The organism is Bradyrhizobium neotropicale (assembly GCF_001641695.1).
GTDB classification, from domain to species: Bacteria; Pseudomonadota; Alphaproteobacteria; order Rhizobiales; family Xanthobacteraceae; genus Bradyrhizobium; species Bradyrhizobium neotropicale.
The window spans coordinates 12,379-34,127 of sequence record NZ_LSEF01000047.1 but is presented as its reverse complement, the minus strand read 5'-3'; the positions used below and the strand labels follow the sequence as shown (position 1 = coordinate 34,127).

Sequence of the window (21,749 nt, the reverse complement as noted above, 5' to 3'; positions counted from 1 at the left end):
GCCGACACAACATCTAGGGTCTGTCCGACTTCGCGAGGACTACATGTCCACCATTGCCTTCGATCAATTCGCCCTTACCCGGATTGCCGATTTCGCGCGGTCGCTGTCGCGGCTGCATCAGGCGGCGCGGCGTTACGCAGTCGATGACGACCAGTTCGACCGCGAGTTCAACGCGGTCTGCCAGTCGATCTGGGGCTACACCATCGACGACGTCAGCGATGACCTGTTCTCGGCCGACGATCATCTGTTCCTCGACACGCTCGATGAAGCGCATGCGCGCATCTTCGCGGCCGAGCAGGGCTACGACCTCGTCGACGACCAGGGCATGCTGACCGACTGGTGGGGTTTCTGCTGGATGATCCTGGCCGAGAAGCGGGGCCTGCTGACGCCGGACAACCGCGCCGCTGCACGCGCCGCGATCGAGGAGAAATATCTGGCGGCGCCGAACGTGATCGGCGTGATCATCGGGCGGTAGCGCAACATCCTCCGTCATTGCGAGGAGCGAAACGACGAAGCAATCCAGACTGTCACCGCGCCGGCGTTTCTGGATTGCTTCGCTACGCTCGCAATGACGGCGTGGTTACAGTTGCGGCTAATCCAGCCCCGCGCGCTTCGCCGGCTTCTGCGCCTGCGTCTTCGGCACCGTCACGCCGGGCGGCGTCTCGCGCACGATCTCCGTGGCGGGCGCATCCGCGGCCACTGTCTCGGCGCGGACCGGGGCGACCTTCATTTCACCGAGACGGGCGCGGACCTGGGCGGTGAGGCCGGGAAAGGAGGCGACCGGCGTGAACTCGGCGGTCTGGTCGATGCCGAGGCGCACGCCGGTATAGGCGACGAGGCCGTCGGTGGTCGCGATCACGTCGCCGGCCTTCAGCGAAGAGTCGAGCGCAAGATCGACCGGGGCGAGGCCGACCGGCTCACGGCCGTTGCAGGTGCAGTCGGATCGCAGCGCCTTGCGGTAGGCGAACGCGTTCTCGCTGTCGGCGTAACGCTCACCGGTCTGCGCATAGGCGCCGTCGATGCTGGAGCCGAAATAGACCTTTGTCGCGGTGGCGGGACAGAAGGCTTGACACATCTGCGCGGGCGAGGCGACGCCGCGCATCAGCGGAAAATATTTGCCGTCGCACGTGCGCACGCAGAAGGCCGGGCCTGAGCCGCCGGCCGCTGCCGTCCGCGCCGGCGGCATGTTCTGCTGCTGGACGGGCGAATTCTGCTGGCCGGTGAAGGGATCGGAGTAGGAGCCCGACTGTTGCGGGCGTTGCTGCTGCAGTCCGCCGAAGAAGAAGTCGAACAGGCCCTCGGCCGAAACCGGAGCCGGAGCCGCAAGCATGGGAACCGCAAGGAGGGCGGCCACACACATCGCGCGACGCTGCCGCCGCGATTGGGACAACTCTGTACGCAAGGCTCACTCCACCACGCTACTGAACCGGGCCGGGACCTTTTCGAGGTCGCAGCACCTGATTCACCATAATGCGCGATGGTAAATGAGCAGTTGCGCGGAGGCCGTTTCAAGACGAGGCGGTGACCTCTTTAAGGCCGGGCACAGCTTCCGACGGATAGTTGCTTCCGGGTCACGCCCGGGCATGACGAGCGCAGAGAGTTTCGTCGCGTCAGGCCTTCAGGAACTCCGAAGCCTTGTAGAGCGAGCGGAACGGCAGGCCGGCCTGGCCGAACGTATCGGTGGCGCCTTCCTCGCGGTCGACCATGGTGAGCACCAGCACCACCTGGGCGCCGGCCTCGCGCACGGATTCCACCGCCTTCATCGCCGAGCCGCCGGTGGTGGTGACGTCCTCGACAATCACGACGCGCTTGCCCTCGAGCGTCTCGCCCTTGGCGAGGCCTTCGACCGCAAGCTTGGCGCCGTGCTCCTTCGGCTTCTTGCGCACGAAGAAGGCCGCGATCGGATGGCCCTTGATCCAGGAGATCTGTGCCAGCGCGCCGGCAAGCGGCACCGCGCCCATCTCGAGGCCTCCGATGAAATCGAGCTGATCGTCCTTCAGTGCTTCATAGGTCAGCTCGGCGAGCAGGGTCGCGCCTTCCGGGTCGAGCATGGTCGGCTTGAGGTTGAAGTAGAAATCGCTCTTGCGGCCCGACGCGAGCGTCACCTCGCCGCGGCCGAAGGAGCGCCGGCGGATGATTTCGAACAGGCGGGCGCGGGAGGCAGATTTCGACACGTCGGTCCCTCGGGAGCATTTTGGAGGAGGCGGAATTTATCCCCCGCCGCGGCGACATTCCAGAGGGGGCGCGGCCCGTCAACAAAGATCGGCCGCGCCGGCGGCCGGTCCGCCATTCCCGCACCGCCGGTTGTGGGGCTGCAACCTTCTGGAGTAGGTGAGGGCCATCTGTTGGGCAAGTTACTTGGGGAAGGAAACAGAGAATGACTATCGAGCTCCACACCTGGAACACGCCGAACGGCCGGAAAATCTCGGTCGCGCTGGAGGAAATGGGGCTGCCCTACAAGGTGATCCCGGTGAACATCACCAAGGGCGAGCAGATGGCGCCGGGGTTCCTCAAGCTCAGCCCCAACAACAAGATCCCCGCGATCGTCGACCCCGAGGGGCCGGACGGCAAGCCCGTCAGCATCTTCGAGTCCGGTGCGATCCTGCTCTATCTCGGTGAGAAGACCGGAAAATTCCTGCCGAAATCGCTGGCCGGCCGCATCCCGGTCTATGAATGGCTGATGTGGCAGATGGGCGGTTTCGGCCCGATGCCCGGCCAGGTGCACCACTTCATCGCGCTCGAGAACGAGCAGGACCGCGCCTATGGTCTGAAGCGCTTCATGGCGGAGACACGCCGGCTCTATGGCGTGCTGGATCGCCGGCTCGAGGGCCATGACTTCGTCGCCGGCGACCTCTCCGTTGCCGATTTCGCCATCCTCGGCTGGGCCTGGCGCCATCCCCGCCACAAGGTGGAGCTGGCGGACTTTCCCAACGTCAAGCGCTGGTACGAGGCACTGATGGCGCGCCCGGCGGTGAAGCGGGGGATGGAAGCGAAGCTGGATTGAGCTTCTTCTTACCCTCCCCTGGAGGGGGAGGGTCGATCGCGCGTCGCGCGAGCGGGGTGGGGTGATCTCTCCACTCGGGCACTGTTCGACGGGGAGGGACCTTCACCCCACCCCGCTTCGCATTTCGCTTCGCTGCATGCGAAGCGACCCACGAGCGAGCTTCGCTCGTCTCGGACCCCTCCATGGGACGGTGGCCATCACACGCGTCGCGCCTCGACCGCCATCCGCACCGCGAGGCCCGCCAGCACGGTGCCCATCAGCCAACGCTGCACCAGCATCCAGCTCGGCCGGCTCGCCAGAAACATCGCGATCGATCCTGCGGCGAGCGCGATCATGGCGTTGACGCTGACGCTGATCGCGATCTGGATCGCGCCCAGCACCACCGACTGCGTCAGCACGCTGCCGGCGGTGGGATCGATGAACTGCGGCAGCAGCGCCAGGTAGAGCATTGCGATCTTCGGATTGAGCAGGTTGGTGACGAACCCCATCGCGAACAATTTGCGCGGGCTGTCGATGGCGAGCTTCTTTACCTGGAACGGCGAACGGCCGCCCGGCTTCACCGCCTGCCAGGCCAGCCACAGCAAATAGCCGGCGCCGGCGAAGCGCAGCGCGTCATAGGCAAAGGGAATGGCGAGCAGCAGCGCGGTGATGCCGAACGCCGCACACAGCATGTAGAACACGAAGCCGAGCGCCACGCCTCCGAGCGAGACGATGCCCGCCGCAGGTCCCTGCGTGATCGAGCGCGAGATCAGATAGATCATGTTCGGCCCCGGCGTCAGCACGAGACCGAGGCAGACGAGGGCAAAGCCGAGCAAAGCGGAGGTGTGGGGCATGGGTGAACCTGTGCGGGAGACCGCATGGTTCTAGTATGCGCGACGGGGCCGGACCATCGCGCAATTGCACGGAGGACAATTCGGCTCTCGTGGCGGCGCTCTCCCTCTCCCCGCAAGCGGGGCGAGGTGAAGAGAGATCAGTGCGCCTCGTCCCAGTTCGTCGCCGCGCGTGCGTCGACATGCAGCGGCACCGAGAGCAGCACGGCGGGAAACGGCGCGTCCTGCATGACGTTCTGCACGACGGGCAGCGTCGCCTCGACCTCCGCGTCGGGCACCTCGAAGATCAATTCGTCATGCACCTGCAGCAGCATCTGCGCCGACAGCTTCTTCGCGGCGAGCGCGTCCTCGACGCGCGTCATGGCGCGGCGGATGATGTCGGCGGCGGTGCCCTGCAGCCGTGCGTTGATCGCGGCGCGTTCGTTGAACGCGCGCACCGAGGCGTTCGAGGCCTTGATGTCGGGATAGTGGCACTTGCGGCCGAACAGCGTGGTGACATAGCCATGCTGCCGGCAGAACTCCTTGGTCTCGTCCATATAGGCGCGGATGCCGGGGAAGCGCTCGAAATATTTCTTGATGTAGGCGGACGCTTCCTCGCGGGCGATGCCGAGCTGGTTGGCGAGGCCGAACGCCGAGATGCCGTAAATGATGCCGAAATTGATGGCCTTGGCGCGGCGACGGATTTCGCTCGGCATGCCCTGGATCGGCACGCCGAACATTTCCGACGCGGTCATGGCGTGAATGTCGAGCCCGTCGCGGAACGCCTGCTTCAGGACGGGGATGTCGGCGATCTCGGCGAGCAGCCTGAGCTCGATCTGCGAATAGTCGGCGGACACCAGCTTGTGGCCGGGCGTGGCGATGAAGGCGCGGCGGATCTTTCGGCCGTCTTCGGTGCGCACCGGAATGTTCTGCAGGTTCGGTTCGTTCGACGATAAGCGGCCCGTCGTTGTCGCAGCCAGCGCGTAGGTCGTGTGCACGCGATGGGTCTGCGGGTTGACGTAAGTCGGCAGTGCATCCGTGTAGGTCGATTTCAGCTTGGAAACCTGACGCCACTCCAGAATCTTCTTCGGGAAGTCGTAGCCCTGCTCGGCGAGATCATCGAGCACCTGCGCGGTGGTCGACCATGCGCCCGTCTTGGTCTTGCTGCCGCCGGGCAATCCCATCTTGCCGAACAGAATGTCGCCGATCTGCTTGGGGCTGCCGACATTGACGGGCTCGCCCGCGATCTCCTGGATCTCGGCCTCGACCCGCGCCGCGGTCTGGGCGAATTCGCCCGACAGCCGCGACAGCACCTGGCGGTCGATCGAGATGCCGCGCCGCTCCATGCGGGCGAGCACCGAGACCAGCGGCCGCTCCAGCGTCTCGTAAGCGGCGGTCATGTGTTCGGCGGTCAGACGCGGCTTCAGGACGCGCCACACCCGCAGGATCATGTCGGCGGTCTCGGCCGACAGTGGTGTAGCCTTCTCGATGGGAACCTGGTCGAAGGTGAGCTTGTTCTTGCCGCTGCCGAGCAGCTCGCTCTCCTTCAGCATCGCATGGCCGAACCAGCGCTCGGCAAGCGATTCCAGCGCATGTGAGCCACGGCCGGCGTCGAGCACATAGGAGATCAGCTGCGCATCGTCGTAGTTGCGCAGCGTGATGCCGTGCTGCGCCAGCGCAACGGCGGTGAATTTCACGTCGAAGCCGATCTTGAGGATTCCGGTCGATTCCAATACCGGCCGCAGCGCATCGATGGCGTCGCCATGCTTGACCTGATCGGGCGCGAGGCCGGCGTCGAACAGGCCCGCGCCGCCGCCGGACTGCTTGTGCGCCAGCGGCACGTAACAGGCATCGTTCGGCGCCAGCGCCAGCGCGATGCCGCAGAGATCCGCCTGCATCGGGTCGATCGTATCGGCCCTGGTCTCGATCGCGACGTGGCCGACCTCATGAATGCGTGCGACGAAGGTGTCGAGCTCGGCGCGGGTCTTGATAGTCTGGTATTTGCTGCGGTCGACCGGAAGCTTCTTCAGCGCCTCCTCGCGCGCGGCGGCGAGCGAGATCGGCGCACCCTTGAGGCTCGCGGCTTTGTCGCCCTTGTCGCCGGGCTTTGCCGTTGGCGCAGGGGCAGCGAAGAGATCGCCGGAGGCCTCGGACGATTTGGTCTTGGCGGCGCCTTCGGCCTTGGTGACCCCGCTGCTGTTGGTCGCGTCCGCGTCGACATTGGCAGGGTCGATCTGCGAATAGTCGGCGACGCGGCGCGTCAGCGTGGAGAACTCCATCGCCTTCAGGAAGGCGATCAGCTTGCGCGCGTCGGGCTCGTGGACGGCGAGGTCGTCCAGCGGCACGTCCAGCTTCACCTTGTCGTCGAGCAGCACGAGCTGGCGCGAGATCCGCGCCTTCTCCGCGTTCTCGAGCAGCGCCTCGCGGCGCTTGGGCTGCTTGATCTCGCCGGCGCGGAACAAGAGTTGCTCGAGGTCGCCATATTCGACGATCAATTGCGCGGCGGTCTTGATGCCGATGCCGGGCACGCCCGGCACGTTGTCCGTGGAGTCGCCGGCGAGGGCCTGCACCTCGACCACCTTCTCCGGCGGCACGCCGAACTTCTCGATCACCTCGGGGATGCCGATGCGGCGATCCTTCATGGTGTCGTACATGGTGACGCCATCGGTCACGAGCTGCATCAGGTCCTTGTCCGAGGACACGATGGTCGCGCCCGCGCCGCGCTCGCAGGCCTCGCGCACGTAGGTGGCGATCAGGTCGTCGGCCTCGAAGCCAGCCTGTTCCAGGCAGGGCAGGTCGAAGGCGCGCACCGCTTCGCGGATCAGCGCGAATTGCGGGATCAGATCGTCGGGCGCCGGCGGCCGGTGCGCCTTGTAGTCGGGGTAGATGGTATTGCGGAAGGTGACCTCCGACTTGTCGAACACGATCGCCAGATGGGTCGGCCGATTGTCCGCGGGCATGTCGCGCAAGAGCTTCCACAGCATGTTGCAGAAGCCGAGCACGGCATTGACCTGCAAGCCGTCGGACTTGCGGTTCAGCGGCGGCAGCGCGTGATAGGCGCGGAAGATGTAGGAGGAACCGTCGACCAGGAAGACATGGTCGCCCTTTCCGGCTGCCTTGGCTGCGACCGGTTTGGCAGCAGACTTGTCAGCAGCGGGCTTGGTCGCGGAGGCCGCGTTGGGCGCAGCAGGCTTGGTGTCAGCTTTGGCGGTCGTCTTCGGGGAGGTTTTGGGCATGGCCGCAATGTATGAATTTTTGCAGCCTTTGACAGCCTTGGAGGGGGGATTTTTGGGCTGCTAGTGCCACTATCCCCACTGTCATTCCCCGGCTTGACCGGGGAATCCAGTACGCCGCGGCCTGCGGTCGATAACTGCTGTCTCTGGAATACTGGGTCGCCCGGTCCCGGCTACGCCAAGGCTTCGCCGGGCTTTTCGGTGTTGGGCCGGCAAAGCTTAAGCGAAGACGGAAAGCCGGGCGACGACCGCTAGCAGCTACTCCGCTGCCTGCAACATTGCCCTGGCCTTCTTCGGCGCGATCCAGAAGGCTTCCGGCCGCTCGAACAGGAATTTGGCATTGAGCCGCAGTGCGACCTGCCAGATCACAAACGATCCGACCACGCCGGCGGCGGTCACGATCAGCGACACCGTGCCGATGTCGGGAATGAAGCCGGTGCGGAGCAGCAGCGTTCGGGTCGCGGCCATCGGCAGGAAGAAGGCGAGATAGATCACGATCGAATGCTCGCCGCAGAAGCGCAAGAAGTTCAGCCAATGGGCGCGTGCGAGCAGCGTGCCGATCGTGATGATGGCGCACGCGCCGGCGAAACCGAGCATGAGCGACACGATCTTCCACTCGCTCGCGCCGAGCGCGACGAGCCCGGCGTTGATGATTGCCCATGCCGCGAGCGCGGCAAGCGCTAGCGCGGGATGCTTCCGTGCGCGGTCGGACAGCGCGAAGACGTAATCGGCGAACAGATAGCCCGAATAGAAATACACGAAGCGCGCGCAGAACTCGTCGATCACGGTCCAGCCGGTCGCGATTCGCGCCGTTTCCAGCGCGGCTGCAACGAGCCAGATCGCGAGCGGCGGGATTCGCCGTGTCAGTTTTGTGACGACGAAGAAGATCGGCAGCAGATAGATGAACCAGAGCGTACCAAAGGGCTCGATGAAGGATTCCAGATAGAGCAGGCCGACGTCGCGCCAGCTCGATTCCGCGGCGAAGGCCGGCGCCTTGAAGGCGAACTGGATTGTCACCCAGACGACATAAAAATAAGCGAAATGCACGACCTTGCGGTCGAGATAGATTCGCCAGTCCCGGCCGATCACCAGTGGAAGGAACAGGCCCGAAATCAGGAAGAAATCCGGCATCCGGAACGGCTTTGCGAAGGCCACCAGCACATGCATGAACCCGGTCTCGCCGGCGGCGAGCTCGACCCCCAGCACGGAATGCATCATCACCACCATGACGATGCAGATGCCCTTGGCGTAGTCGACCCAGTCGACGCGCGGGGTAGCCGGGTGCTTGGAGCCTCCGTTCGCGTCCATTGTGCCTGATCGTGCCATGGTGTCCCTTTTCGAAGCGCACGCGGGTTCGGTTCTGTCCGGGCCCGGGGCAGTGTGGGGCCTGGTGGTTTCCGACTTCTTTACCGGTACAAATCGCGTGCCGGCTTCCGAACGCGGGCTCTGGTCCCTCCCATCAGGAAAATGCTAAAACCGCCTTGAGTTGGGGTTCCGTTAACCAAGGCAGACAGGGTCTTCTATGCGAATCGCGATGATCGGCACGGGTTACGTCGGACTGGTATCCGGGGCCTGCTTTGCGGATTTCGGCCACGACGTCACCTGCGTCGATAAGGATCAGGGCAAGATCACAGCGCTCCACCGCGGCGAGATCCCGATCTACGAACCCGGGCTCGACGAGCTGGTCGCGGCCAACGTCAAGGCCAAGCGCCTGAGCTTCACCACCGACCTGTCCAAGCCGGTGGCGGAAGCCGACGCGGTCTTCATCGCGGTCGGTACGCCCTCGCGCCGCGGCGACGGCCATGCCGATCTGTCCTACGTCTACGCCGCTGCCCGCGAGATCGCGCAGTCGCTCTCCGGCTTCACCGTCGTGGTGACGAAATCGACCGTTCCGGTCGGCACCGGCGACGAGGTCGAGCGCATCATCCGCGAGACCAACCCGGAAGCCGATGTCGTCGTCGCTTCCAACCCCGAATTCCTGCGCGAGGGCGCGGCGATCCGCGATTTCAAATTCCCCGATCGCGTCGTCGTCGGCACCTCCGACGAGCGTGGCCGCAAGGTGATGGGCGATATCTATCGTCCGCTGTCGCTGAACCAGGCGCCGCTGATGTTCACGGCGCGCCGCACCGCGGAGATGATCAAATACGCGGCGAATGCGTTCCTCGCGACCAAGATCACCTTCATCAACGAGATCGCCGACCTTTCCGAAAAAGTCGGCGCCAACGTGCAGGAGGTCGCGCGCGGCATTGGCCTCGACAACCGCATCGGCACCAAATTCCTGCATGCCGGTCCGGGCTTCGGTGGCTCCTGCTTCCCGAAGGACACCAAGGCGCTGATCAAGATCGCGCAGGACTATGACGTGAGCTTGCGCATCGTCGAATCGGTGCTTGCGGTGAACGAGAACCGCAAGCGCGCGATGGCGCGCAAGGTAAGCCACGCGCTCGGTGGTGCGCTGCGCGGCAAGACCATCGCCGTGCTCGGCCTGACCTTCAAGCCCGACACCGACGACATGCGCGATGCGCCGTCGATCCCGCTCGTGACGGGTCTGCTCGACATGGGCGCCAAGGTGCGCGCCTTCGATCCCGTCGGCATGGAGCAGGCCAAGCAGGAACTGCCGAACATCACCTATTGCGAAGATGCTTATTCCTGCGCGCAAGGTGCCGATGCGCTCGTCGTCGTCACCGAATGGGTGCAGTTCCGCGGCCTGGACCTCGACCGGCTGAAGAGCGTCCTGGCGCAGCCCGTCGTCGTCGACCTCCGCAACATCTTCCGCCCGGAGGACATGGCCGCCGCCGGCTTCGTCTATGAGAGCGTCGGACGGCCGCCGGTGCAGGGCTGATAGCGACACTATGTTGTCATACCCCGCGAAGGCGGGGTATCCAGTGCGAAGAGATCTTCGGAATGGCCGGGATCTGAGCTGACTGGATCGTCCGCCCAGTGCGCGATGGCGCACAAGGCGCGGACGATGACGGACCGAGACGTTTGCCCCGCACTTTCGACACGCCCCTCCCGATCGACGCCGTGCTCGACGATCTGTCGCGCACGCTGGATCGGCACAACGCCGCCGTGCTGGTGGCCCCGCCGGGCGCCGGCAAGACCACGCGGGTGCCGCTGGCGCTGCTGGATGCGCCCTGGGCCGCGGGCAAGAAGATCATCGTGCTGGAGCCGCGGCGCATCGCTGCGCGCGCCAGCGCCGATCGCATGGCAAAATCGCTCGGCCAGCGCGCCGGCGACACCGTCGGTTATCGCGTCCGATTCGGCTCGAAGATTTCGCGAGCAACGCGCATCGAGGTGGTGACCGAGGGCATCTTCACCCGACAGATCCTCGATGATCCCGAGCTCTCGGGCGTGGCCGCCGTCCTGTTCGACGAATTCCACGAGCGCTCGCTCGACGCCGATCTCGGCCTCGCACTGGCGCGCGATGCGCAACTCGGCCTGCGCGAGGATCTGCGCATTCTCGTGATGTCGGCGACGCTCGACGGCGCGCGTGTCGCAAAGCTCCTCGGGGAAGCGCCCGTCGTCGAGAGCGAGGGCCGCGCTTATCCCGTCGAGACGCGCTATCTCGGCCGTAAGGCGGATGCGCCGGTGGAGCGGCAGATGGCGGATGCGATCGCGTCCGCCCTGCGCGCGGATAGCGGCTCGGTGCTGGCGTTCCTGCCGGGCGCGGCCGAAATCCGCCGCACCCAGAATTTTCTCGCCGAGCGCGTGCAGGATGCGAGCACCGAGATCGTGCCGCTGTTCGGTGCGCTCGATGCCGCTGTGCAGGACCGCGCGATTGCGCCGGCGCCCAAGGGGGCGCGCAAGGTGGTGCTGGCAACCTCGATCGCGGAGACCTCGCTCACCATCGAAGGCGTGCGCATCGTCGTCGATTCCGGCCTCGCCCGCGTGCCGCGCTACGAGCCCGACATCGGCCTGACCCGGCTCGAGACCGTGCGGGCCTCGCGCGCGGCGGTGGACCAGCGCCGCGGCCGCGCCGGCCGCACCGAACCCGGCGTCTGCTACCGGCTCTGGGATGAGCCGCAGACGGCCTCGCTCGCGCCCTACACCCAGCCGGAAATCCTCAGCGCCGACCTGTCGTCGCTGGTGCTCGATCTTGCGCAATGGGGCGTTGCCGATCCCGCGGCGCTGTCGTTTCTCGATCCGCCGCCGCAGCCGGCCTGGAAGGAAGCGAAGGGCCTGCTCGCCGAACTCAACGCGCTCGATGGCGATAGCCGCATCACAGCGGAAGGCAAGAGCCTGCGCGCGCTGGCGCTGCCGCCTCGGCTCGCGCGCATGATCGTGGATTCGCATCGCGCCGGCGCCGGCGAGGCGGCGGCCGAGATCGCCGCCATCCTCACCGAGCGCGGGCTCGGCGGCGACAGCGTCGATCTCGAGCACAGGCTCGATCAGTTTCGCCGTGACCGTTCGCCGCGCGCCTCGAGCGCCCGCGATCTGGCCCGACGCTGGGCGTCGCAGGTGGCGGGTGCAGAGAAGGCCGCGCCCGGGCAGGATGATCTCTCGACCGGCCTGATGCTCGCCTATGCCTTCCCCGACCGCGTCGCGCGCAACCGTGGCAATGGCAGCTTCGTGCTCGCCAACGGCCGCGGCGCCGCGGTCGAGCAAACCACTTCGCTCGCCCGCGCGCCCTACATCGCCGTCGGGGAAATGACGGGGACGGCGGCGAGCGGGCGTATCCTGCTCGCCGCGCCGATCACGCAGGACGACTTCGAGCGGCATTTCGCCGAGCATATCGAGACGGCCGACGAGATCTCCTTCGATCGCGGCGCGATGGCGCTGCGGGCGCGGCGCAAGCGCGCCTTGCATGCGATCACGCTGTCGGAAGCGCCGCTCGCGATCTCGCCGTCGGAAGCGACCGCGCGGGTTTTCGCCGACGGGCTGATCGCCGCCGGCCTCGACCGGCTGCCCTGGTCGAAGGCCGCCAAGCAATGGCGCGACCGCGTGATGTTCTTGCGCAAGGCCGAAGGCGAGAGCTGGCCCGATCTCTCTGACGACGGGCTGATCGCGCGGCGCGACGACTGGCTGGTGCCGGCGCTCTACGACAAGATCGCCTTGAGGGATGTTTCCGCCGGCGATCTCTCCGATGCGTTGATGGCGCTGCTGCCCTGGGAGCTGCGCGCGCGGCTCGATCGCGAGGCGCCGACCCATTTCGAGGCGCCGACCGGCTCCATGCTCGCGATCGATTATGAAGCCGAGCAGGGGCCGACCATCGCGGTGCGTCTGCAGGAATTGTTCGGCCTCAACACCCATCCGTCGATCGCGGCCGGCAAGGTACCGCTGGTGCTGGAATTGCTGTCGCCGGCACAGCGTCCGGTGCAGGTGACGCGCGATCTTCCCGGCTTCTGGCGCGGCAGCTACAGCGCGGTGCGCTCGGACCTGCGCGGTCGCTACCCGCGCCATCCCTGGCCGGACGATCCCGCAAGCGCGCTGCCGACGCGGCGGGCGAAGCCGCGCGGCACGTGAAATTCAGGCGCCGCATTAACCGATCGCTCATCCTTTTCGCCAAAATGGCACCGTTTCGGCGGCGCCCGTGCTCGCGGGCCGGCGCGTAGCGTGGTGAAATCGAACTTTCGGTCCCGAGTGGTGTGATGCGTAACATAATGATCTTCGCGGCCATCATGATCGGCCTCGGCACATTCATGGCGCAGATGGCGGACAAGATGAGCTCCGCGTCCGCGACGTCAGCGCCGCGCACGACGGTCGCCCTCGCATCCACGCCGCAGGCCGGCAATCGCGGCTTCAGCATCCCCCGCGACGCCCGCGGCCATTTCCAGACCGAAGGCCGGATCGATGGCCAGCGCATCGGCTTCATGATCGACACCGGCGCCTCCGTCGTCGCGCTGAACGAGACCTCGGCCGCCCGCTTCGGTCTGCGGCCTTCGCGCGGCGACTACAACGCGACCGTCTCTACCGCCAACGGCACCATCAAGGCCGCCCGCACCCGCATCGCCATGTTAGAGGTCGGCGGCCTCATCGTGCGCGACGTCGACGCCATGGTGCTGCCGGACGAGGCGCTGTCGGAAAACCTGCTCGGCCTCTCCTTCCTGTCCCGCCTGAAGCGTTTCGAATACGCCAACGGGCAGATGGTGCTGGAGCAGTAGAAGGCTTTGAACGCCTGCCGTAGCGCGGGCGTACAAGTCCAATCGGCGTTCTGGACTTCCTGCCTCCAATCGTGTCCGGGGCGGCGCAGCCGGCTGCGGGTAATGTTTTCGCGCGTTACCAAACTGCCGCAATTGTAAGCCATAAGCTGCCCATCCCGCCTTTCGCTGCGGCCCGGCATTCGCTAAGGCTGCAGTGATTTTTCGCTCTGTTTCACGAGATAGACTCAATGTTTCCCAAGCCGAAGCCCGCACTGCTGCCCAACACCTATGCCTTCGAATCCGAGCCGATGGTGAAGGCCACGGGCTTCCGCGAGTATGACGCCCGCTGGTTGTTCAACAAGGAAATCAACCTGATGGGCGTGCAGGCGCTCGGCATGGGGCTGGGTGCGTTGATCGCCGAGCTCGGGGGCAGCCAAGAGATCGTCACCGGCCATGATTTCCGCGGCTATTCGGCCTCGATCAAATATGCGCTGATCTCGGGCCTGATGGCGGCGGGGTGCAAGGTGCACGACATCGGGCTCGCGGTGACGCCGATGGCGTATTTCGCGCAGTTCGATCTCGACGTGCCCTGCGTCGCCATGGTCACGGCTTCCCACAACGACAATGGCTGGACCGGCGTCAAGATGGGCGCGAACCGTCCGCTGACCTTCGGTCCCGACGAGATGACGCGGCTGAAGCAGATCGTGCTCAACGCCGAGTTCAAGAACAGGGCCGGCGGCTCCTACCAGTTCCACGAAAACTATCCGGCGCGCTACATCGCCGATCTCACCAACCGCCCGAAGCTGAAGCGCAGGCTCAAGGTGGTTGCGGCCTGCGGCAACGGCACAGCCGGCGCCTTCGCGCCACAGGTGCTGGAGGCGATCGGCTGCGAGGTGATCCCGCTCGACACCGAGCTCGACCACACCTTCCCGAAATACAATCCGAACCCGGAAGATCTCGAGATGCTGCACGCGATCCGCGATGCGGTGCTGCATCACAAGGCCGATGTCGGCCTCGGCTTCGACGGTGACGGCGACCGCTGCGGGGTCGTCGACAACACCGGCGAGGAGATCTTTGCCGACAAGGTCGGCGTGATGCTGGCGCGCGACATGTCGGCGATCCACAAGGATGCGCAGTTCGTGGTCGACGTGAAGTCGACCGGGCTCTTCATCAGCGATCCGGTGCTGCAGAAGCAGGGCGCGAAGACTGCCTATTGGAAGACCGGCCATTCCTACATGAAGCGCCGCACCAACGAGATGGGTGCGCTCGCAGGCTTCGAGAAATCCGGCCACTTCTTCTTCAACAAGCCGTTCGGTCGCGGTTATGACGACGGCCTCGTCTCCGCGATCGCGATCTGCGACATGCTCGACCGCGCGCCCGGCAAGTCGATGGCTGATCTGAAGGATGCGCTGCCGAAGACGTGGTCGTCGCCGACGATGTCGCCGCATTGCGCCGATGAGGTCAAATACGGTGTCATCGACGCCGTGGTGAAGCACTTTGAAGGCTTGCAGGCGAAGGGCGCGAAGATCGGCGGGCAGTCGATCCGCGATCTCGTCACCGTCAACGGCGTTCGCGTCACCGTCGAGGACGGAAGCTGGGGTCTGGTGCGCGCTTCCTCGAACAAGCCCGAGCTCGTGGTCGTCGTCGAGAGCCCGGTCTCCGAGCAGCGCATGCGTGACATGTTCGAGATGGTCGACAGCGTGCTGCGCACGCATCCCGAGGTCGGTGAGTACAATCAGAAGATCTGAGGCGCGCCGGCGTCACCACATACACTGCGTCATGCCCCGCGCAGGCGGGGCATCCAGTACGCCGCGGCCTTTCCGTATCCCATCGCTGTCTCTGGGATACTGGATCGTCCGCCTTCGCGGACGATGACAGCATCAAAGACGGCTGGCTTCTTCCGCGTGGTGAGGCGCGAGCCCTAGACTAAGTCGCCACCACCGCCGGAATCGGCAGCGCAGTCACCGACTTGATCTTCTCCATCGCAAAGCGCGAGGTGACGTTCTTCAGCGGCACGGCGCTGATCAGCTTCTTGTAGAAGACGTCATAGCTCTGCATGTCGGCGACGACGACGCGCAGCATGTAGTCGACGTCGCCGGCCATCCGGTAGAACTCCATCACCTCGGGCATGGCGCTGACGGCTTCGGCGAACTTCTTCAGCCAGGCGTCGGAGTGATCGGAGCTCTCGACCGAGACGAACACGGAGATGCCGAGGCCGATCTTGTTCTGATCGACGAGAGCCACGCGTTTCAGGATCACGCCGTCGGCCTCCAGGCGCTGGATGCGCTTCCAGCAGGGGGTGGAGGACAGTCCGACCCGGTCGCCGATCTCGGCAACCGACAGGGAGGCGTCTTCCTGGAGCACCATCAGGATCTTGCGATCGATGGCGTCGAGGCGGCGGCTGGTTTCAGGGATCTGGACGGCGAGGTCAGTCATTTGAAGAACTTTGTTCCATTTCAGGGGCTGATTTTCCTGATATAGAGAAAATCTTTCTCTAGCAAGCCCCTAATCTCGGGTCCGGCTGGAACCAAGTACCCGTCATTCACGCAAAAGCTCTTCAACTTCAATACGTTGCGGGGCGGCCTGGCCACCACCGAAGCGGGTGCATTTCAGCGCCGCCGCCGCCGCGGCGAATCGCAGCGCCTCCAGCACACCGCCGCGCTCGGCGAGGCGAAGCGTGAAGGCGCCATGGAAGGCATCACCGGCGCCGAGCGTGTCCACGGCCTCGACCGGGAAGGCCGGCGTCTCCTCCAGTTCGCCTGCCTCGTTCAGCCAGATCGTGCCGCGCGGGCCGCGCGTAGCGGCCAGGAAAGCCGGCGTCAGCCGCGCCAAGGTCCGCAGTGCTTCCCCGTCGTCGGCAACGCCTGCGGTCTCCTGCACCTGCTCGCTGGCGAACAGGAGATGCGAGGCCACCGTGAGCAGGCCGTCGGTCAGCGCCATCGCGCGGTCGACGCCGACGATGACGGCAATGCCGCGCCGGCGCGCCTCGGCGCAGAGATCGCTGCAGAACGCCGCGCAGCGGCTTTCGACCAGGACCGCCCGGCAGTCGGCGAGCAGTTCATCGGCGTCGGGCAACTTCACGGTCCACAGCGCCGGGTCGCGATAGATGGTGAGCGTCCGCTCTCCGGAGGGCTCGATCATGATGGCCGAGACCGGCGTCGTCAGGCCCGGCATGCGCACGATGTGTCTGGTGTCGATCCCGTCCTGAGCCATCCTATCGAGAATGAAGCCGCTCGACGTCTCCCGTGCATCGCCCATGGGGCCTGCGAACGCGACGCGGCCGCCTAGCCGCGCAATCGCGATCGCGGCATTGAGCGCGTTGCCGCCGCAGACTTCCGAGAGATGGCTGGCGTTGGCCTTGCTGCCGCGCACGGGCACGCTCTCGACGCGAAAGGTGAGGTCGCGCACGGGAATGCCGATGCAGAGGATGCGCGGCGCGATCTCCGTCGAAGCCACAGGCCGTCGCCGCTCAAGCACCGCTCTTGTCGCGCAACCAGCGCCCGAGCAGATGATGCGCGATGGCAAAGGGATGCGGGCCGGCGAGCCCATCGGGATGGGTCCGCGTCAGCATCAGGGCTGCCTCGTCGCGCGTGACCCAGCGTGCGTCCTCGAGCTCCGTATGGTCGACGACGATGTCCTCGTTCAGCGCCCGCGCGCTGCAGCCGATCATCAGCGACGACGGATAGGGCCAGGGCTGGGTCATGTAGTACTCGACATCCGTGCAGCGGATGCCGGACTCCTCGAAAATTTCGCGGCGCACGGCGTCCTCGATGGTCTCGGCCGCCTCCACGAAGCCGGCGAGGCAGGAATACATGCCCGGCGGAAACTGCTTCTGGCGGCCGAGCAGGCACTTGTCGCCGGAGGCGACCAGCATGATCACGACCGGATCGGTGCGCGGGAAATGCTCCGCCTTGCAAGCAGGGCACTCGCGCTTCCAGCCGCCTTCCTTCATCGCGCTGCGCGTGCCGCAATTGGCGCAATAGCCATGGCGCTGATGCCAGCTCACCATCGATTTCGCCATCGCGACCGCCGAGAGCTCGTCGGGGAGGATCGCGCCCTGCATCGCCATGCCGCGCAGCTCGGTGACGGTATAGTCCTCGCGGCCGACCAGCTTCTCGGCCGCCGCCTGCGACAGGCCCATGCCGAACACCGCCGCGCCGTCGCGCAGGCCGAGGAAGATCGTGCCGGGATTGGCACCGCAGTTCAGCGCCTCGTCGATCGACAGCAGCGCGCGCACGCGCTCGCCGTCGCGCTTCACCAGCAGGGAGTCGCGGTAGATGACGTAGGCGCGCGACGACGGCTTCTGCTCCATCGCGAACAGCTTTTCGTCATCGCGGCGCAGATGCGCGGCGCGATCGAGGACGTTGGTGACGAACGCCGGTTGCCCCAGCGGAAACGAGTCGAATGCTGACATTTGTTGTTCTTTCAACCCAACCAGATCTTGCGGCGAAGCGCGCTGATGAAATTCTGAACCTCTGCGGCGTCATGCGCCAAGGGTGGCATCACGCCCCACACCGGCCGCGGCCAGGCGGCATCGCCGGTCCGGCGCGCGATGATGTGGACGTGGAGCTGCGGCACGAGGTTGCCGAGCGCTGCGACATTGAGCTTGTCGCATTTGGTGATCTCCTTCAGCGCGCGCGAGACGCGGGAGATTTCCGTCATCAGCTGCGCCTGCTGCACCTCGTCGAGGTCGATGATCTCGACTGTGTCGGGGCGCCGTGGCACCAGCAGCAGCCAGGGGTAATTGGCGTCCTTGATGACGAGTACCTTCGACAGCGGCAGGTCGCCGATGTCGATGGTGTCTTCTTTCAGGCGGGAGTGCAGCGACCAGGCGGGTTCGGGCATGAAGGGGGTTCCGGACTGCCCGACAGGGACGGGCTTGTTGGCTCCGACCATACGATACCGAGTTTGTCAGGGGAAGGATGGGTGCTCCGCGGGTATCGCATACTCGATCGTCGTCCCCGCGAAGGCGGGGACCCATAACCCCAGGGAATTGCTACCGCGCGAGCTGGCAACCCCTGAGTCTTCGCCAAACTCAATCCTGTGGTTATGGATTCCGGGCTCGCGCTGCGCGCGCCCCGGAATGACGGAATTACGCCTCCGCCAGCACGCGCGCGTTGGCGCGGACCGAGGCTTCGCTGACGCGGATGCCGAGGCCGGGGCCATCGGGCACCACGACGTGGCCGGCGCGGTTTGCAACACGTTCTTCGAGCACATCCTCGGTCAGCACGTGATGCGGCATGTAGAATTCGCAGCCGAGCGAGATGCCGGGCGTTGCCGCGATCAGTTGCGTCCCGGCGGCTAGCCCAATGCCGCCCTCCCAGAGCGTGCCGCCATAGCCGGGCAGGCCCGCGATGTCGGCGACCGCCATGATCGCCTGTGCCTCGAACAGGCCGCCGGCCTTCATCAGCTTGATCGAGACGGCATCGGCGGCCTCGCGGCGCACCACCTCCATCATGTCGCGGCGATCGAAACAGCTTTCGTCGGCGAGCACCGGCGTTTCCAGCGCCGCGGTGAGCTGCGCCATGACGTCGAGATATTTGCGCGGCACCGGCTGCTCGATGAAGGTCGGCGCGAACTGCTCGACATCGCGCAAAATTTTGATGGCGCCGAATGGCGCCAGTGCCTGGTTGTAGTCCACACGCAGATCGATGCGGTCGCCGAATTCTTTCCGGATCGCCTCGAGATGATCAAGGTCCTCGCGGTGCGGCTTCACGCCGGTCTTGACCTTGTAGATGACATTGCCGTCCGGGACCATCTTTCGCATGCGCTCGAGATCGGCGGCGAAATCCGGATCTGCGATCGAGAAGGAGAGGGGGATCGTGTCGCGCACGCGGCCGCCGAGCAGATCGGCGACCGAAAGCCCTGACGACTTGCCGACGATGTCGAGCAGCGCCATCTCGATCGCGACTTTCGCCTCGGCATGTCCGACCAGCGCGCGGTCGAGCTCCGCCATCAGCGCGCGGATGCGGCGGACCGGCTTGCCCAGCACGATCGGCCGCAAATAGATGTCGAGCGCGGAAAATGTCGCCTCGGGCGTGCCAGTGAACACTTCCCATGGCGCCGCTTCGCCCCAGCCGGCAATTCCGTCGCTCGCGGTCAGCTCGATCAGCACGCGCTTGACCGTGCCCTTGACGTTGCCGACGCCCTGCAGGCGCGCCATCTTGATCGGGCTCTCGATCAGGAACAGCCTGATCCGTTCGATGATCGCTTCGGTCATGTCAGGCCTCCATTGACGTGCCAGACCTGGCCGGTGACGTAGGATGCTTTTGGCGAAGCCAGGAAGGCGATGATTTCGGCCACTTCCTCCGGCCGCCCGCGGCGACGCATCGGGATCAGCGCTTCCGTCGCGGCGATCTGCTCGGGCGACAGCCTGCTCTCGCTCGGCCTGTCCTTGAGGATGAGGCCGGGCGCAACCGCATTGACGGTGATGCCGTCCTTGGCGAGCTCGACCGCGGTGAGGCGCACCAGAGCCTCCAGTGCGGAGCGGCTCGCGGCGGTCGCCGCGAACGGCGCGAAGTCGGGCCGGATCGCGTGCGCCACGAACGAGGATACCGCGATGATGCGCGCGTCGTTCCCGGCGCGCAGCAGCGGCAGCGCGGCTTCGACCAGCCGCGTGAAGGCCAGCGCGGACTCGTCCATCGCCCGGCGGAATTCGTCCGGCGGCGTGCCGATGGCGCTGCCGCGGCGGGCATGGCCGCCGACCAGGATCAGCGCATCGAGCCGGCCGAAGGCGGATTGCGCGGCGGCGATGGCATCGGTTGCCGCAGCCTCCTCGGCGAAGTCGCCGAGGCACTTTGCGACATTCGCACCCCGCGCTTCGGTGTCCGCGGCGGTGGCATCGAGGCCGGCCGCGTTCGAGCGCGTGTGCAGGAGGAGGCCTGTGCCGGGTGCCGCCAGCAACTTTGCCGTGGCGCGGCCGATGCCGCTGGCGGCGCCGGTGACGAGATAGACGCGATTGATATCAGGCATCATGGTGTCGCGTTGGCCGGCGGCAGCGCGCCGGTGCGGTGGAAATGGCTGAGGAACGCGCGTGTCGCGGCCTCGCGCGGCGTGTCGATCACCTGCCGCGACGGACCTTCCTCGACCACGACGCCGTCGCGCATGAACACGACGCGCTCGGCAACCTCGCGGGCGAAGGCGATTTCGTGGGTCACGATCACCATGGTCATGCCCTCGGATGCCAACCGCTGCATGACGTTCAGCACCTCGCCGACCAGCTCGGGATCGAGCGCGGAGGTTGCCTCGTCGAACAGCATTACGTCCGGCTCCATGGCGAGCGCGCGCGCAATCGCAACGCGCTGCTTCTGTCCGCCGGAGAGTGTTGCCGGATATTGGTCCGCCTTCTCCGCGAGCCCGACTTTTGCGAGCTGCGCACGCGCCAGCTTCTCGGCGTCCGCCTTGGCCATGCGGCGCACCGTGACCGGTCCCTCCATCACGTTCTGGAGTGTCGTCATGTGCGGGAACAGGTTGAAGTGCTGGAACACCATGCCGGTGGTGGCGCGGAATTTCGCCAGTGTCTTCACGTCCGGTGCCTTGGTGCCTTGGCCGAACTGGAAGTGGGTGTCGCCGACGCGGACGCTGCCGCCGTCGGGCACGACCAGCAGATTGATGCAGCGGAGCAGCGTCGACTTGCCCGAGCCGGACGGGCCGATCAGCGCCACGACGCCGCCCTTGGCGACGTCGAGGCTGATGCTTTTGAGGACCTCGTTGCTGCCAAAGCTCTTGCGCAAGCCGCGGATCTCGATCTTGCAAGTATTCTTGCAAATATCTTTGGACGTCTCGCTCATTCGCTGACTGCCAGTCGCTTCTCGCCGCGCCGGACGATGATGGTCAGGGGAATCAGGATCGCCGCATAGGCGACCGCGACCGCCGTATAGGTCTCCAGCGGCCGGTAGCTGTCATGGGCGGCGACCTGGCTCTGGTAGACGAGGTCGGGCACCGCCAGCACGGACACCAGCGATGTGTTCTTGAACTGGATGATCGACTGGTTCATCAGCGCCGGGATCATGCGCTTGATCGCCTGCGGCAGCACGATGCGCCGCATGGTCTGGCCCGGCGTCATGCCGAGCGCGGCGCCGGCTTCCGACTGGCCGCTGTCGATCGAGACGATGCCGCCGCGGATGATCTCCGAATAGAACGAGCCGCCATAGAGCGAGAGCGCCAGTGCCGAGGCCGTGATCGGCGTCATCTCGACGCCGGCCAGGATCGGCAGCGCGTAATAGAACCAGATCAGTTGCACCAGGATCGGCGTGCAGCGGAACGCTTCGATGAAAGCGAGCGCGATCAGGCGCACGCCTTTGAGGCGCGACAGGCTGCCGAAGGCGCCAAGCAGGCCGAACAGAAGTCCGCAGACGACGATGACGATGGTGAAGCCGACGGTGACGCCGAGCCCATTGAGGAAGAGCCAGCGATAGCTCCAGAGGATGCCGAAGTCCCACTGATACATGCGTACTTTACTCAACCGCTCGAAAGCTTGGGACACTGGCGCCGCGCATTCGCTGCACCTCGCCCGCTTGCGGGAGAGGTCGGCGCGAATCGCCGGGTGAGGGCTCTTTCCTCATTGGGAGCCTCTCTGCGGAGGCACCCCTCACCCCAACCCCCTCCCGCAAGCGGCAGAGGGAGC

The 21,749-nt window shown here is 65.8% G+C and carries 19 protein-coding genes; 6 read left to right on the top strand and 13 right to left on the bottom strand.

Going from position 1 to position 21,749, the window contains the following annotated elements; genetic code table 11:
* Positions 1-43 precede the first annotated feature (43 nt).
* Positions 44-475 (top strand): hypothetical protein, encoded by a 432-nt coding sequence (locus AXW67_RS15080; RefSeq protein ID WP_027552104.1) that lies wholly within the window; start codon positions 44-46, stop codon positions 473-475.
* Between the two features lie 117 nt (positions 476-592).
* On the opposite strand, the gene AXW67_RS15075 is transcribed toward AXW67_RS15080, so the two are convergent.
* Together AXW67_RS15075 and pyrE are read right to left on the bottom strand one after the other, a co-directional pair.
* Positions 593-1,360, bottom strand: a complete 768-nt coding sequence (locus AXW67_RS15075; protein ID WP_035684711.1) for a DUF2865 domain-containing protein — start codon at positions 1,358-1,360, stop codon at positions 593-595.
* A gap of 250 nt (positions 1,361-1,610) precedes the next feature.
* Positions 1,611-2,174 carry an orotate phosphoribosyltransferase gene (gene pyrE / locus AXW67_RS15070; protein ID WP_063678518.1) on the bottom strand — a complete coding sequence of 188 codons (564 nt, stop codon included), beginning with the start codon at positions 2,172-2,174 and terminating at the stop codon, positions 1,611-1,613.
* 203 nt (positions 2,175-2,377) lie between these two features.
* Here pyrE and AXW67_RS15065 point away from each other — a divergent pair, with 203 nt between their 5' ends.
* Complete coding sequence (locus AXW67_RS15065) at positions 2,378-3,004, top strand: glutathione S-transferase family protein (RefSeq protein WP_063678517.1); 627 nt, start codon at positions 2,378-2,380, stop codon at positions 3,002-3,004.
* A gap of 197 nt (positions 3,005-3,201) precedes the next feature.
* Here the strand turns inward: AXW67_RS15065 and AXW67_RS15060 are convergent, their stop codons facing one another.
* The 3 genes from AXW67_RS15060 to AXW67_RS15050 all read right to left on the bottom strand — a co-directional run bounded on the left by AXW67_RS15060 (position 3,202) and on the right by AXW67_RS15050 (position 8,354).
* Positions 3,202-3,837 (bottom strand): LysE family translocator, encoded by a 636-nt coding sequence (locus AXW67_RS15060; protein WP_063678516.1) that lies wholly within the window; start codon positions 3,835-3,837, stop codon positions 3,202-3,204.
* A 137-nt stretch (positions 3,838-3,974) separates the two neighbouring features.
* Positions 3,975-7,049 carry a DNA polymerase I gene (polA, locus tag AXW67_RS15055; protein ID WP_063678515.1) on the bottom strand — a complete coding sequence of 1,025 codons (3,075 nt, stop codon included), beginning with the start codon at positions 7,047-7,049 and terminating at the stop codon, positions 3,975-3,977.
* Positions 7,050-7,304: 255 nt separating this feature from the next.
* Entirely contained in the window at positions 7,305-8,354 is a 1,050-nt protein-coding gene (locus tag AXW67_RS15050) for an acyltransferase family protein (protein ID WP_063678514.1), read from the bottom strand.
* A 214-nt stretch (positions 8,355-8,568) separates the two neighbouring features.
* On the opposite strand from AXW67_RS15050, the gene AXW67_RS15045 reads away from it, so the two are divergent.
* The 4 genes from AXW67_RS15045 to AXW67_RS15030 all read left to right on the top strand — a co-directional run bounded on the left by AXW67_RS15045 (position 8,569) and on the right by AXW67_RS15030 (position 14,871).
* Complete coding sequence (locus AXW67_RS15045) at positions 8,569-9,885, top strand: UDP-glucose dehydrogenase family protein (RefSeq protein WP_063678513.1); 1,317 nt, start codon at positions 8,569-8,571, stop codon at positions 9,883-9,885.
* 143 nt (positions 9,886-10,028) lie between these two features.
* Complete coding sequence (hrpB, locus tag AXW67_RS15040; RefSeq protein WP_063678512.1) at positions 10,029-12,506, top strand: ATP-dependent helicase HrpB; 2,478 nt, start codon at positions 10,029-10,031, stop codon at positions 12,504-12,506.
* Positions 12,507-12,631: 125 nt separating this feature from the next.
* Positions 12,632-13,144 carry a TIGR02281 family clan AA aspartic protease gene (locus tag AXW67_RS15035; protein ID WP_063678511.1) on the top strand — a complete coding sequence of 171 codons (513 nt, stop codon included), beginning with the start codon at positions 12,632-12,634 and terminating at the stop codon, positions 13,142-13,144.
* A 227-nt stretch (positions 13,145-13,371) separates the two neighbouring features.
* Positions 13,372-14,871: a phosphomannomutase/phosphoglucomutase gene (locus AXW67_RS15030; RefSeq protein WP_063678510.1), complete on the top strand. Its 1,500-nt coding sequence runs from the start codon at positions 13,372-13,374 to the stop codon at positions 14,869-14,871.
* Positions 14,872-15,049: 178 nt separating this feature from the next.
* Here the strand turns inward: AXW67_RS15030 and AXW67_RS15025 are convergent, their stop codons facing one another.
* The 8 genes from AXW67_RS15025 to AXW67_RS14990 form a co-directional block, all read right to left on the bottom strand.
* Complete coding sequence (locus tag AXW67_RS15025) at positions 15,050-15,559, bottom strand: Lrp/AsnC family transcriptional regulator (RefSeq protein WP_063678509.1); 510 nt, start codon at positions 15,557-15,559, stop codon at positions 15,050-15,052.
* Positions 15,560-15,661: 102 nt separating this feature from the next.
* Complete coding sequence (locus AXW67_RS15020; RefSeq protein ID WP_063678508.1) at positions 15,662-16,579, bottom strand: sugar kinase; 918 nt, start codon at positions 16,577-16,579, stop codon at positions 15,662-15,664.
* A gap of 13 nt (positions 16,580-16,592) precedes the next feature.
* A complete protein-coding gene (gene nudC / locus AXW67_RS15015) occupies positions 16,593-17,537 on the bottom strand; it encodes an NAD(+) diphosphatase (protein ID WP_063678507.1) in 945 nt (314 codons plus the stop codon).
* Between the two features lie 11 nt (positions 17,538-17,548).
* Positions 17,549-17,968 carry an HIT family protein gene (locus AXW67_RS15010; protein ID WP_027552118.1) on the bottom strand — a complete coding sequence of 140 codons (420 nt, stop codon included), beginning with the start codon at positions 17,966-17,968 and terminating at the stop codon, positions 17,549-17,551.
* Between the two features lie 247 nt (positions 17,969-18,215).
* Complete coding sequence (locus AXW67_RS15005; protein ID WP_063678506.1) at positions 18,216-19,343, bottom strand: muconate cycloisomerase family protein; 1,128 nt, start codon at positions 19,341-19,343, stop codon at positions 18,216-18,218.
* Positions 19,340-20,095 carry an SDR family NAD(P)-dependent oxidoreductase gene (locus tag AXW67_RS15000; protein WP_063678655.1) on the bottom strand — a complete coding sequence of 252 codons (756 nt, stop codon included), beginning with the start codon at positions 20,093-20,095 and terminating at the stop codon, positions 19,340-19,342. The genes AXW67_RS15005 and AXW67_RS15000 overlap by 4 nt, the downstream gene beginning before the upstream one ends.
* Entirely contained in the window at positions 20,095-20,913 is an 819-nt protein-coding gene (locus AXW67_RS14995) for an amino acid ABC transporter ATP-binding protein (RefSeq protein ID WP_063678505.1), read from the bottom strand. Before AXW67_RS14995 ends, AXW67_RS15000 begins: the two co-directional genes overlap by 1 nt.
* Positions 20,910-21,572 (bottom strand): amino acid ABC transporter permease, encoded by a 663-nt coding sequence (locus AXW67_RS14990; protein WP_027552122.1) that lies wholly within the window; start codon positions 21,570-21,572, stop codon positions 20,910-20,912. Before AXW67_RS14990 ends, AXW67_RS14995 begins: the two co-directional genes overlap by 4 nt.
* Positions 21,573-21,749 lie beyond the last annotated feature (177 nt).